Origin of the sequence: Polynucleobacter sp. JS-JIR-II-b4 (genome assembly GCF_018687815.1) — a bacterium.
Classification (GTDB): Bacteria; Pseudomonadota; Gammaproteobacteria; order Burkholderiales; family Burkholderiaceae; genus Polynucleobacter.
Genome location: NZ_CP061306.1, coordinates 777399 through 791196 on the forward strand (window position 1 = coordinate 777399; position 13798 = coordinate 791196).

Annotated in this window: 7 protein-coding genes; 3 read left to right on the forward strand and 4 right to left on the reverse strand. The window is 46.2% G+C overall.

Features of this window, described 5'->3' with window-relative positions; translation table 11 throughout:
• The first annotated feature begins 1 nt into the window (after position 1).
• Both ICV90_RS03955 and ICV90_RS03960 read left to right on the forward strand, forming a co-directional pair.
• Positions 2 to 3133 (forward strand): efflux RND transporter permease subunit, encoded by a 3132-nt coding sequence (locus ICV90_RS03955; protein ID WP_215359888.1) that lies wholly within the window; start codon positions 2 to 4, stop codon positions 3131 to 3133.
• Between the two features lie 110 nt (positions 3134 to 3243).
• Positions 3244 to 4560, forward strand: coding sequence for a lipase family protein (locus ICV90_RS03960; protein WP_251367795.1), 1317 nt, complete (start codon positions 3244 to 3246; stop codon positions 4558 to 4560).
• A 70-nt stretch (positions 4561 to 4630) separates the two neighbouring features.
• Here the strand turns inward: ICV90_RS03960 and ICV90_RS03965 are convergent, their stop codons facing one another.
• Genes ICV90_RS03965 through ICV90_RS03980 form a run of 4 tightly spaced genes read right to left on the reverse strand, consistent with a single transcriptional unit; the run spans position 4631 to position 10768 of the window.
• Positions 4631 to 6757 (reverse strand): M3 family metallopeptidase, encoded by a 2127-nt coding sequence (locus ICV90_RS03965; protein WP_215359892.1) that lies wholly within the window; start codon positions 6755 to 6757, stop codon positions 4631 to 4633.
• Positions 6758 to 6809: 52 nt separating this feature from the next.
• Entirely contained in the window at positions 6810 to 7664 is an 855-nt protein-coding gene (gene folD, locus ICV90_RS03970; RefSeq protein WP_215359894.1) for a bifunctional methylenetetrahydrofolate dehydrogenase/methenyltetrahydrofolate cyclohydrolase FolD, read from the reverse strand.
• A 15-nt stretch (positions 7665 to 7679) separates the two neighbouring features.
• The gene (locus tag ICV90_RS03975; protein ID WP_215359896.1) at positions 7680 to 8327 is read right to left on the reverse strand and encodes a response regulator transcription factor; all 648 of its coding nucleotides are present in this window, start codon (positions 8325 to 8327) and stop codon (positions 7680 to 7682) included.
• A gap of 35 nt (positions 8328 to 8362) precedes the next feature.
• On the reverse strand, positions 8363 to 10768 hold the full coding sequence (locus ICV90_RS03980; RefSeq protein ID WP_251367796.1) for a PAS domain-containing sensor histidine kinase: 2406 nt from the start codon (positions 10766 to 10768) through the stop codon (positions 8363 to 8365).
• A gap of 322 nt (positions 10769 to 11090) precedes the next feature.
• On the opposite strand from ICV90_RS03980, the gene aceE reads away from it, so the two are divergent.
• The gene (aceE, locus tag ICV90_RS03985; protein WP_215359901.1) at positions 11091 to 13787 is read left to right on the forward strand and encodes a pyruvate dehydrogenase (acetyl-transferring), homodimeric type; all 2697 of its coding nucleotides are present in this window, start codon (positions 11091 to 11093) and stop codon (positions 13785 to 13787) included.
• Positions 13788 to 13798: the final 11 nt, after the last annotated feature.

Here is a 13798-nt window from a genome sequence, read left to right on the forward strand (position 1 = left end):
CATGCTCTCTAAATTTTTTATCGAACGGCCAGTACTGGCCAATGTGATTGCCCTAGTCATGCTATTGATTGGGGCGGTTTCCATTAATAGTTTGCCGATTGCTCAGTACCCTAATATTGTTCCACCCACGATTCAGGTAACAGCGCGCTATCCAGGTGCAAGTGCCACCCTTGTGCAGCAATTAGTAGCTAGCAATATTGAGACTCAGGTCAATGGTGTGGATGGGATGCTCTATATGGAGTCTGCATCCACCAATGATGGAAACTACACTCTAACGGTTACCTTTAAGGTCGGAACAGATCCTAATTTAGCTCAGGTCAACGTACAAAACCGGGTAGCGATTGCACTTCCTTCTTTGCCACAAGCAGTGCAAAAGCAGGGTGTCACAACGAAAACACAGTCAACTGCCATTCTGCAGTTCGTTACTCTCACTTCATCCAACCCAGATCATGATGGCTTATTTTTAAGTAATCTGGCTAACCTCAAGTTGCAACAGCGCTTAGCGCGATTACCAGGGGTAGCTGCTGCCAACGTCTTTGGTGTGGGTAATTACAGTATGCGAGTTTGGCTTGATCCTGCCCAACTCAAGATGCGCAATCTGACGCCAAACGATGTCATTGCCGTTATTAATAAGCAAAACGTCTTGCTAACAGCAGGTCAAATTGGTGCCCCACCCACACCGATGGGTCAAGATTTTCAGTTGACGCTTAATGTCACCAGCGCCATGACAACCCCCGAGCAGTTCGGCAAGATTGTGGTTAAGGCTGGCAATAAGGCTGAAATCACGTACTTGCGTGATATCGCCAGAATAGAAATGGGTAGTCAAAACTACAGTCAATTCTTCAAGATTGATGAAAAGCCCGCAGGTGGTATTGCTATCTATCAGATGCCCGGCGCTAATGCGATTGCAACCGCGCAAGCAGTTCAGAATGAAATGAAGAGTATTGCCAAGACGCTTCCAAAAGAAGTGACTTGGGCCATTCCATTTGATACCACGATGTTTGTAAAAGCCTCTATTCATGAGGTTTATAAAACGCTTTACGAGGCGGGCATCTTAGTTCTTCTCGTAATCATGATTTTCTTGCAGAACTGGCGTGCCACGCTGGTCCCTGCTACAACAGTACCCGTCACGATTATTGGCGCATTTGCTTGTATGGCCGCCTTGGGCTTCTCTATCAACTTACTCACCTTGTTTGCAATCGTTCTATGTATCGGTATTGTGGTAGATGATGCGATTGTGGTGGTTGAAGCGGTCTCCAAGAAAGTGGAAGAGGGTGAAGATCCTAAGCAGGGTGCAATTGATGCTATGACTGCTTTGATGGGTCCGATTATTGGTATTACCTTAGTCTTGATGGCCGTGTTTATTCCAGCTTCGTTTATTGCTGGCATTACTGGACAAATGTATCGACAGTTTGCTTTGGTGATTGCAGCAACTGCTTTGATTAGCGGTATCAATGCGATTACTCTGAAGCCAACCCAGTCAGCGCAGTATCTCAAGCCGATTGACCCTAACAAGGTTAAAAATAAGCTCTATCAAAAATTTGATTTGTATTTCAATCGCTTGGCCACTTGGTATGGACACAAGATTGAAGGCTTGATGAGGAATCGAGCTAAAGCATCGATGGTGGGGATTGCGATTATTGCCGCCTCTCTCATTGGCTTGATGTTTGTGCCATCTGGCTTTATTCCAAACGAAGACCAAGGCTATTTGGTGGTTTCAACTACCTTGCCTGATGCGGCCTCTTTGCAGCGTACCGAGAGTGGCATGAAAAAAGCAGTTGATGTCATCAAGAAGGTTCCTGGTGTTGACACGGTTGTGGTGATCGGCGGCATTAACTTACTGAACAACAGTAGCTCCCAATCCAATGCGGGCGGCTTATACGTCATCATGAAGAAATGGGAAGAGCGGGGCAAAGGTGAGGGCCTGCGTGATATCTATAACAATATGAATCAAGGCCTGAAGCAAGTTCAAGAACTGAAGTCCTTTGTGCTCTTACCACCAGCCATTCCGGGCTTGGGTCTATCGGGTGGTTTTGAGATGAGACTGATGCTGACGGATGGCAGTAATAATTTTGCTAAGTTAGATGCTGCCGCTAAGACCTTTATTGCTGAGGCGCAAAAGCATCTAGAGATCATGATGATCTTTACGCCATTTCAGAATAATGTTCCTCAACTCCAGCTTAGCTTTAATGTGGGTAGGGCTGAAACTTTTGGTGTCGATATCGGTGATGCTTATGACGTACTGCAATCCTATCTTGGATCTTCTTACGTCAATCAATTCTTCAAATACGGACAAACCTACCAAGTGTATGTGCAGGCTGATGGTAAATACCGCAACGCTGTAGAGCAGATCAATCGCCTGTATGTAAAAAATAAGAGTGGCAATATGGTTCCGCTCGGATCATTCATTGATGTCAAAGATACTACTGGACCAGCGTTTGCATCACAGTTTCAGCTCTATCCTTCTGCTGCCGTCTTAGGTGCGGCTAATGATGGCTATAGCTCTGGACAAGCAATGAAGGTGCTCGCGCAGGTGGCTGCTAAGACTTTGCCGGATGGTATTGCTTATCAGTGGGCCGGCATGTCTTATCAAGAAGATTTGGTCGGAAACACGGTGATCTTGATCTTTGCTTTATCAATCTTGTTGGTCTACTTAGTGCTCGCAGCGCAATATGAAACTTGGATAGCGCCGCTAGCAGTTCTCACCGCAGTGCCACTTTCTTTATCAGGAACGGTATTGGCTTTATTGCTTACGGGCCTACCAAACAACATTTATGTTCAGATTGGTCTGGTGTTGATGATCGCTCTTTCTTGTAAGAACTCTATTTTGATTGTTGAGGTCGCTATTGAGTGCAGACATAAAGGCATGAGTTTTGTTGATGCCGCACTAGAGGCTTCTAGAGAGCGCTTTAGACCAATCGTCATGACATCGATTGCCTTTATTTTGGGCGTCATGCCTTTGCTTTTATCTACTGGTGCAGGTGCTGCAGCACGTATCTCCCTAGGTATTACGGTATTCAGCGGCATGATCGCTTCTACCTGCCTTGCAGTGGCATTGGTGCCGGTATTCTATGTTGAAATCGAAACCTTCTTTGAGCGCCGTGCAAACAAGAAAGCTACCAAGAGTCAGTAATAAAGAGTCAGTAATATAAACGAAGCAAACAGGATTTATTGATGACCGCGGGATCTTAGTGTTTAATGATATTTTTGGATCCTAACTTACCCATTTAAGCGATGAAAAAAATGACTCCTATTTCTACTTTGGTTTTAGCGCTTGGTACAGCCCTAAGCATTCTATCTTCTGCTGTGTATGCCGATCCGCCTGTTCCTCCTTTTTATGAGGAAGTTATCAAAATGAGTCCTGACGGCAAGCTTGGGCAAATTCTGAAGAAAGAAAAAATCAAGACATCTGTTAAGGGTGCTCAAGCCTGGAAGATTGCCTACGTCACATCTGATGTTGGCGGGCGTAAGCATCTTGCTACTGGCTTGGTAGTGGCCCCGATTGGCACTCCACCTAAAGAGGGTAGGCCTATCATGGCTTGGGGGCATGGGACAACTGGCGCTGCACAAAATTGTGGCCCTTCACAAGTTCTCAATCCAACAGTACCCCTCAATGAATACTTTTTAGTTGGTGGAAATTCTTGGACGGATTACGGCATCCCAAGTGTTGAAGAATTTATCAAAGACGGATATGTAGTAGTTGCAACGGATTACCAAGGCCTGGGTGGTGGAGGCGAGCATCAATATGCTTTAGCAGCAACTAATGCTATGGATATGATTGATTCGGCTAGAGCTGCTAGCGCTTTAAAGGAGGCTGGCGCTGGTAAGAAGACGATTATCTATGGTTGGTCGCAAGGTGGTGGCGCTGTGGTCGCCGCAGCAAGCATGCCAGAATACATCGCCAAAACAGGAACGATTGCTGATGGTATTGAACTCGTTGGCGTGGTTGCCTTGGCTCCAGATGATATTGCCATCATGATGCCCAATTCCACTGTAGATGAAGTAAGCGCACAAAAATCATTGAGCGGAATCGTTAAGATGTTTACTGGCAATGTTTTTGATTTTTCACACATGGCAATGAGTATGTGGGGTGTAATGGCCGGCAACCCAAACCTTAAACTCACCGATATCTTTACGAGTGACGGCGCTAAGGTGCTAGATGAGATTATCCGAAACAAGTGTATGCATGCTGTTGCGGATACACTGAATTTCAATTACAGCAGCCAATACAAAACATTATTAAAAGATCAATTTACCAATTCTCTTGAGTGGACAAAAGCCATGGTCAAGGGAAGCGTGAATCCTGTGAAACCCATTGCGCCGGTAGTGATCTATTGGGGTAATAAAGACACCACGAATCCCCCAATTATGGGCAAGCTCTATCAGGAGCAGATGTGTAAATTAGGGGGCAATGTGAATCGGATTCAGTTGCCAGGAGATCAGTCTCATTTCACAACTCCTGGAGCCTCTGCACCCCTATATCAGGCCTGGATTAAAGATAGACTAGCAGGTAAGCCGGCACTAAATAATTGTCAGCTAGCAGCCCAGCTCCCAAGTTAATTCAGGAGCTTACTAATAAAAAACCCATCTATAGCGATGGGTTTTTTATTTAGAGCTTTAGATTTAACTCTTATGCTAATCCGCCATGACGCAATAAGGCATCAATGCTTGGCTCTCTACCCCTAAAGGCTTTAAAAGATTCAGCAGCAGGGCGACTGCCACCAACCTCTAAAATCTCTTCACGATAACGAGCACCTGTTTTCTCATCTAAGACACTGCCAGTGATTTTTGCTGCTTCCTCAAAAGCTGAGTAGACATCAGCAGATAACACTTCCGCCCACTTATAGCTGTAATAGCCAGCTGCATAACCACCAGCAAAGATATGGCTAAAGGTATTGATCCAACGAGAGATGGCTGGTTGTGGAATCACGTTGAATTGATTAGCAATCGCTCTGGAAAGGTCTAATACTGCGTGACCTTGAGCATTCTTCGCATCAAAGCTCGCATGTAAGCGCCAGTCGGTGAGAGACATCACGATCTGACGCAGAGTCATATAACCGTTCTGGAAATTCTTGGCAGCGAGGATCTTGTCGAATAATTCACGTGGAAGAGGCTTGCCAGTTTCAGCATGTGCAGTCATCTTTTCCAATACTTCCCACTCCCAGCAGAAGTTTTCCATAAACTGACTTGGTAACTCTACTGCATCCCATTCAACGCCATTGATACCTGAAACCCCTAAAGCGCTCACTTGAGTGAGAAGGTGGTGCAAACCATGGCCACTCTCATGGAAGAGGGTGATTACATCATCATGAGTAATGGTAGGTTGACGCAGCACGCCATCGACCTTTACTGGCGGCGCAAAGTTGCAAACCAAATAAGCAACAGGCACTTGGATTTCACCATTAGGTAAAACTCTACGACCACGGGCATCATCCATCCAAGCCCCACCACGCTTGCCAGGGCGAGCATAGGGATCCAGATAGAAGTAGGCCACGATATTGCCCTTGGTGTTCTTAACGGAGAAGGATTGCACGTCAGTATGCCAAGTGGGTAAATCTGCCGACTCAATTTTCACGCCAAACAAAGTCTGAATGACTTGGAAGAGCCCATCTAATACTTTAGGCAGGGGGAAGTATTGCTTGAGCTCATTCTCTGAAAAGGAATAGCGTTCTTGCTTCAATCTTTCGGAAGCAAAAGCAACATCCCACGGCTCCAATCCATCAACAATAGATAGCTCTGTCTTGGCAAAATCAGAAAGCTCCTTCCAATCCTTTAATGCAAATGGTTTTGCTTTCTGTGCGAAGTTGGTCAGGAATGAATCAACCTCATCAACACTGCTAGCCATCTTCGGAGCTAAACTCAGGGCGGCATAGTTTTTGAAACCCAGCATACGCGCTTCTTCGTCGCGCAGTCTTAATTGGTCAAGCATATTCTGAGCGTTGTCCCAATCCAATTTACCCTTGGCGTATTGAGGCGCAAGCTCTGAAGCTCGCGTGACATAGGCCTCATACATCAAGCGACGCAGCGCTCGGTTTTCTGAATACTGCATAACGGGGTAATAAGAGGGGAAGTGCAGAGTAAAGGCCCAGCCCTGGAGGCTCTTCTGCTGAGCAGTATCTGCAGCAGCTGCAATAGCGTCCTCAGGCAAACCTATCAAATCAGCTTTATCAGTGATGAGGTGAATAAAGCCATCGGTAGCATCTAGAACATGATCTGAAAAGGCTTTACCTAAGCTTGCTTGCTCATCTTGAATTTGTGAAAAGCGCGGCTTGTCTGCATCACTCAACTCAGCTCCACCCAGACGAAAGTCTCGTAAAGAGTTTTCAATCACTTTCTTCTGCGCAGTACTCAGTTTTGTAAAGTCAGGAGCTTTACTGAGTTCTTTAAACTTTTTGTAGAGCTCTAAATTTTGCCCAAGACTCGAAAAGAAGGCAGTGACCTTGGGTAGCATCTCGCCATAGGCAGCGCGCAACTCCGGAGTATCAGCAACGCTATTGAGGTGAGAGATCACCCCCCATGACCTACCAAAAAACTCAGTAGCATCTTCTAGAGGCTCGGCCAATGCGTCCCAAGTCGAAGGAGTGCTTGGATTGACTGCTATATCTACTGCATCTTGTGCATGCTTGAGCAAATACTCTATCGCAGGTGCAATATGCTCAGGCTTCACTTCTGAGTAAGCTGCAATGCCACGACCAAAAGTCACTAAAGGGTTATTTTGTAATTCTGCTGGGAGAGAGCTGGAGAGGGATGTAGTCATCCCTCTAGCTTAATGGACTGAGGGTAATTTTGCCAAAAGTCCCAGTAATTCCTTAGTGCTTGGCGGCTTTTTCAGCAGCTTCCAAGGTATTCATGAGAAGCATAGTGATGGTCATCGGGCCAACACCACCAGGAACCGGGGTAATCCAACCGGCAATGTATTTGGCTGTATCAAAATCCACGTCGCCACAGAGCTTGCCATCGGGTAGGCGATTAATGCCCACATCAATGACAACGGCACCGTTCTTGACCATATCGCCAGTAATCATTTTGGGTTTGCCGGTAGCAACCACCAAAATGTCAGCATCCTTGGTGTGATGTGCCAAGTCACGAGTCTTACTATTGCAAATGGTGACCGTTGCACCGGCTTGCAATAGCAGCATCGCCATTGGCTTGCCCACAATATTGGAGGCACCAACAATCACAGCGCGAGCACTACGAATAGGGTAATCAATGCTTTCAAGAATCTTCATACAGCCATAAGGGGTGCAAGGCTTGAATTCTGGTTGGCCAACCATCAAGGCGCCAGCATTAGCCACATGAAAGCCATCCACATCTTTTTCTGGAGCAATCGCTTCTAGTACGCGCTCAGAGGCAATGTGCTCTGGTAGCGGGAGTTGCACCAAGATCCCGTGTATTACTGGATCCGCATTGAGAGTGGCAATACGAGCGAGTAATTCTTCTTCGCCAAGTTCTACAGAATAGCGCTCTAAAACAGAGTGAAAGCCAACGTCTTCACAGGCTTTTACTTTATTACGAACATACACTGCGCTGGCAGGGTTGTCGCCAACCACAATGACTGCTAAACCGGGTCTGGTACCTTTGGCGGTGACGATTGCACCACGTGCAGCAATTTCCGTACGTAGTTTTTTAGAAAGGGCGTTTCCGTCTAATAATTGAGCTGGCATAGAAAATCCCAGTAATTAATTGGGTTGCGGGTCAGATAAGGCTAGACGGAGTAGGTCGGCAACCGTGTTGACGTTGAGCTTTTCCATGATGTTGGCGCGGTGTGCTTCAACAGTCTTAATAGAAATACCGAGGTCATCAGCAATTTGTTTATTCAAACGTCCTGCAACAATGCGTTCTAGAACTTGGCGCTCACGACCAGTTAACTTGCTGAGTAAGCTTTGGGTAATTTTGCGTTGACTAGCTTGTGAATAATCGATGCGCGCTTTAGCAAGCATGCGATCCACTAAACCACAAAGATCATTTTCTTTAAAAGGCTTTTCAATGAAATCCACTGCGCCACGTTTCATCGTGGAGGCAGCCATCGATACATCGCCATGACCAGTAATGAATGCAACTGGCATCGGTAGGTTTTCACTAGTAAGACGCTCTTGCAATTCAAGGCCTGACATACCAGGCATACGCACATCCAAAATGGCGCAAGAGATGGTGGACTTATCGGTACTTTGCAAAGACTGTAAGAAACGTTCTGCGCTGGCATGGCAACGAACAACATATCCATTGCTTTCTAGGAGCCAAGTAAGCGAATCTCTTACCGCTTCGTCATCATCAACTACATAGACAACTTCAGCTTGGTTTGGTTTTACAGTAGCGCTTAAGTTCATATCAGTTCTCGCGAGGTAAATCTTTAAATTCGAAATTAAACAGTAGCCTTGGATCCAGGGGATTCCAGTGGTAGAAGTATTGTAAAGGTGCAGCCAGCCAGCTTGGTCTGTTCTGAGTCTTGGACATTGGTGGCCCAAAGTCTGCCATGGTGAGATTCAATAATGGAGCGGCAAATATTGAGCCCCATACCCATTCCATCGGATTTCGTGCTGAAAAACGGTTCAAATATGCGTTCCAGGACGTTTTCCGAGATTCCACCCCCAGCATCGGTGACCTGGATTCTGAGCATGGCCGGGAAGATGCTGGTGTCTAAATCAGCGCTAATCTGAACCGGCGGCGCTGACCAACGGGAGGAAAGGGGGTAAGCCTCGCGGACGCTATCCAAGGCATTTTTCAGAAGGTTAACTACAACCTGCAGGATCAGCACTGGATCTAGGTCAACTACAGGCAGATTTTCAGCAATTTCCGAGGCAATGACTAAGCGATGGCGGTGGGCTTCAATTTCAACCAAGCCAACCGCATCATTAATAATTTCTGTAATGTTTGCAGCTTTACGTTGAGGCTCACTGCGTTTTACAAAACCTCGAATGCGCTGAATGATAGTGCCAGCACGATGGGCTTGTTCAGAGGCTTTTTCTAGTGCCGGTAATATATCTTTAGTTAGTGCAGGGTCAAGATGCCCATCCAAGCGCTTAGCAACACCCATGCAGTAGTTTGATATAGCTGAAAGGGGTTGGTTGAGTTCATGGGCCAAAGAAGATGCCATTTCACCCATCGTAGTCAGACGGCTAGTGAACTGCATACGCTCTTGTTGTTGAAGTGCTAAATCATCTGCTTCTTTACGAGCGGTAATATCCGTGGCAATCAATAACTGTGCAAGATGTCCATCTACCCATGGGATATAGCGACGCCTAACTTCAAACCATTGATTGCTGTCATCACTTAACTGAACCTCTTCAGATTCGGATTCTTGATATAAGAATGACGTTGGAATGCCGGGAGGAGAGTCTTCAAGATCCTCTGCAATATCACGCAGCGTCGTGTTATTAGTATCACTACCTGCCAATTGGAAGTGACCCTGAGAGCCATCACCAAAGCGCTCTTGATAAAAGCGATTAGCAAATAGTAAGGCGTTGGTTTCTAGGGAGACTACTGACACAGCAGCGTCTAGACTTTCTAGAACGGTGGTGAAACGTTCTTGAGATGCGGCTAATTCTTCGCGAATCTTTTTAGGCTCAGAAATATCAATTAATGAGGTTACCCAACCAGTCTGTTTCCCCTTTTCATTAATGAGTGGAGCAATAAAGGTACGCGTTTGTATTAGACTGCCGTCTCGCTTTAAGATCACTCCTTCGATTCCAATCCTCATCACAACGCTGATATCGGATTTCATTGCCCGATTCATTTTCTCAACCAGCTCATCTCTTCTACTGTCGGGCCAAAATGGAAAAGGCGGAGTAAGCCCTATTAACTCTTCTGATGTCCAGCCTGTCATTTCGCAAAATGCCCGATTCACATAAGTAATGCGCTTTTGCATATCATGCGCACGAATACCGACGGGGGTGGAGTCTTCCATGGCATTACGAAAGCTCGTTTCTTTGCGCAGACTTGCTTCAGCCTCTTGGCGAACTTGCATCTGCTTTAGTACAGACCACAGACTCCAAACTACGAATGCACTCAATCCCAGTACGACACCAATCAACATCCTAAAGGTGAGATTGGTTGGTGGAGGATAGGTGTCGATGCGTAAATTGATGTTTGGGCTTAAGACACCAATATCTAGGCTCGTCTCATTGCTAAAGGCTCTTTTGGGAGTATCTCTATCAGAAGAAATGCCCAGCACTCTTTCATTATCAGTAAGCAAGGTAAAGCGGTAGTGGGATTTCAGTTCACTGGGTATGACATCTAATATTCCCTGGGCGGTATAGAGTGCCGCCAAGAAGCCAACTACTTCTCCGCCAACAACATTAGGTACCACTTGCCATAAAACGATTTTTCTATCGGTGGCGATTGGTGCATCACCCGGTAGATTTAAGGAAACAAACTGACTAAAGGCTGCTCGACTAGTTACTCGGCTCAGCTCAATAGTTGATGCAAGACTAGAATTAATCAGTCGATCATTTTGAGTTTTGCTAATCCAATCTGATCTGTTGCTTTCTGCCGGAGCTGACCATAACCGCTGATTTTGATTATTTAGCCAAATAATTTTGACAATCTCATGATTATTTAAAACAAGATCCTCTGATTGCTCGCGCGCAATTTGCCTTAGCTTAACTTGATCTTCGCTTGCTGCCACTTCTCGATTAATCGTTGTTAATGCGTCAAGGTTGCTAGCGAAACGCGATTGGATGCGCTGTTTGGCAAATGAGAGCTCTCTAAATAGGGCAGCCTCTTGCTGATTTTTTTCTTGTAAATGTAGCGTCCCTAAAATAATACCCATAACCGCTGTAAACAGAACAATGGCTAAAAGAGGCGTGTAAACAATCCTAAATCCGCGTATTTTGCGGAGCCATCTAATGGGGCTGAGGACTAATCCGGAAAGAACTGTTTTTTTCATGAACAAAGAACATTTTGCCCTATAGCAGCCTCTATTAAGCGATTTCTACACTAATTAGGCTTTCTTATTTGCACCGCAATAAAATACCACATTATGAGAAATACTATCATTATGTGGAAAATTGCTTGTTTACACCCATATACCTTCCTAGAATATTGCCTATAGAGTTAATGACAAATTAAGCACTATTTAATGGAGACAAAAGATGGCAGCAGTTCCAGACCAGGTATTAGGTAAACAGAACACTCAGGATGCGGATCCTGGCGAGACTCAGGAATGGTTACAGGCGCTCGATGGCGTTATTCGTAACGAAGGTCCCGAGAGAGCTGCCTATCTCATCGATCAACAAATTTCTCATGCTCGTGTAAATGGAGTGGTACAGCCATTCCATGCTGAGACTCCATATATCAATACGATTCCCGTTGAAAATCAAGCGCGTTTGCCTGGCGATCAAAATGTGGAACATCGCATTCGTTCATACACTCGCTGGAATGCCATGGCGATGGTGCTTCGTGCGAATAAAGATACGAACGTTGGCGGACATATTTCTTCATTCCAGTCTGCAGCTACTTTGTATGACGTTGGCTTCAACCATTTCTGGCACGCACCGTCCCCTGAGAATGGTGGCGATTTAATCTTTGTGCAAGGCCACTCTGCTCCAGGCGTCTATGCGCGTGCTTATATGTTGGGGCGTCTTGAAGAGGGTCAGCTCAATAACTTCCGTCAAGAAGTTGGTGGCAAAGGCATCTCTAGCTACCCACACCCTTGGTTGATGCCAGACTTCTGGCAGTTCCCAACGGTATCGATGGGCTTAGGCCCCATCATGGCGATTTACCAAGCGCGCTTTATGAAGTACTTAACAGACCGTGGTTTTATTCAAGAGCAGGGCCGCAAGGTTTGGGCATTCTTGGGTGATGGCGAAACCGATGAGCCAGAATCATTGGGTGCGATTGGCATGGCCGGTCGTGAAAAACTTGATAACCTGATTTTCGTAATTAACTGTAATTTGCAACGTCTTGACGGACCAGTGCGCGGCAACGGTAGCATTATTCAAGAGCTTGAGAGCGAGTTCCGCGGTGCCGGCTGGAATGTGATCAAGGTAGTGTGGGGCGGTCAGTGGGATGCTCTCTTTGCACGAGACAAAAAAGGCATCCTGATGCAACGCTTAGGCGAGATCGTTGACGGCCAGTATCAGACTATGAAGTCTAAGAACGGCAGCTACGTTCGCGAGATCGTTTTCAATACTCCAGAATTAAAGGCTTTAGTAAGTGACTGGAGTGATGATGAGATTTGGCAACTGAATCGTGGTGGCCATGATCCCCATAAAGTTTATGCAGCATTCCATGCGGCGGTCAATCACAGGAATCAACCTACAGTGATCCTAGCCCACACCATTAAAGGTTATGGCATGGGTGGTTCAGGTGAGGCGATGAACATTGCCCACCAAGCGAAGAAGATGAACGATGACGACGTGCGTCGCTTCCGTGATCGCTTTGAGATTCCCGTTAAAGATGAAGAGTTGGACGAAATGCCTTTGGTCAAGTTTGCCGAAGGTAGTCCTGAATTGGAGTACATGAAGGCGCGTCGTCAAGAGTTGGGCGGTTACTTGCCACAACGTCGCACTAAAGCGGAGAGCTTGCCAGTTCCTGCTTTAGAAGTATTTGCTCCATTGCTTGAAGCCACTAGTGAAGGCCGTGAGATTTCTACAACCATGGCATTTGTACGCATACTCAATACAGTAGTGCGCGATAAGGTCTTGGGTAAGCGGGTAGTGCCGATTGTTCCGGACGAGTCCCGTACCTTTGGTATGGAAGGCATGTTCCGTCAATTAGGAATCTGGAATCAATTAGGCCAACTTTACACACCAGAAGATCATGATCAATTGATGTTCTACAAAGAGGACAAGACAGGTCAAATTCTGCAAGAAGGTATTAATGAAGCCGGGGGTATGTGTGACTGGATCGCTGCTGCGACTTCTTACTCTACCCATGGCGTACCCATGCTGCCTTTCTATATCTTCTACTCCATGTTTGGATTCCAGCGTATCGGTGACTTAGCCTGGGCTGCGGGGGATATGCGTAGTCGTGGTTTCTTGCTAGGCGGTACGGCCGGTAGAACCACCTTGAACGGCGAAGGCTTACAGCACGAAGATGGCCATAGCCATCTATGGAGTGGTGCGGTTCCAAACTGTATCAGCTATGACCCAACCTTCTCATTTGAATTAGCTGTAGTGATTCAGGATGGTATGCGTCGTATGTTGGAAGTTCAGGAAGATGTTTACTACTACGTTACTTTGATGAATGAAAACTATTCACACCCAGCAATGCCTAAGGGTGCGGAGAAAGACATCATCAAGGGTATGTATAAGCTCAAGTCCGTTGGTGACGACAAGGCAAAACTACGTGTACAACTCTTAGGTTCGGGAACGATCTTCCGCGAAGTGATTGAAGCTGCGGAGATCCTGCATAAAGACTGGGGTGTTGCCTCTGACTTGTGGGGTTGCCCAAGCTTTACTGAGCTAGGCCGTGATTGGACTGCGGTTCACCGTAGCAATCTATTGAATCCAACTGCTGCACCCGCCTTATCTCATGTAGAGAAGTGCTTGAAAGATACTGCAGGCCCAATCGTTGCAGCTACCGACTATGTTCGTCTATTTGCTGAGCAGATTCGTCCAGCAATTCAGCATATGGGTCGCCGTTATGAAGTTTTGGGTACTGATGGCTTTGGACGTTCTGACACCCGTGAAAAACTCCGTGACTTCTTTGAGGTAGATCGTCGTTGGGTCGTTCTCACTGCCTTGAGATCGTTGGTTGACTCTGGTCAGCTTGATCGCTCTAAGTTGGCTGAGGCGATTAAGAAGTACAACATCGACACTACTAAACCAAACCCAATGACGGTTTGATAAGAGATAAA

Coding starts and splice junctions, on each gene's coding strand:
- ICV90_RS03965 (WP_215359892.1), bottom strand. CDS start 6,757: ATGACTACATCCCTCTCCAGCTCTCTCCCAGCAGAATTACAAAATAAC.
- folD (WP_215359894.1), bottom strand. CDS start 7,664: ATGCCAGCTCAATTATTAGACGGAAACGCCCTTTCTAAAAAACTACGT.
- ICV90_RS03975 (WP_215359896.1), bottom strand. CDS start 8,327: ATGAACTTAAGCGCTACTGTAAAACCAAACCAAGCTGAAGTTGTCTAT.
- aceE (WP_215359901.1), top strand. CDS start 11,091: ATGGCAGCAGTTCCAGACCAGGTATTAGGTAAACAGAACACTCAGGAT.
- ICV90_RS03980 (WP_251367796.1), bottom strand. CDS start 10,768: ATGGGTATTATTTTAGGGACGCTACATTTACAAGAAAAAAATCAGCAA.
- ICV90_RS03955 (WP_215359888.1), top strand. CDS start 2: ATGCTCTCTAAATTTTTTATCGAACGGCCAGTACTGGCCAATGTGATT.
- ICV90_RS03960 (WP_251367795.1), top strand. CDS start 3,244: ATGACTCCTATTTCTACTTTGGTTTTAGCGCTTGGTACAGCCCTAAGC.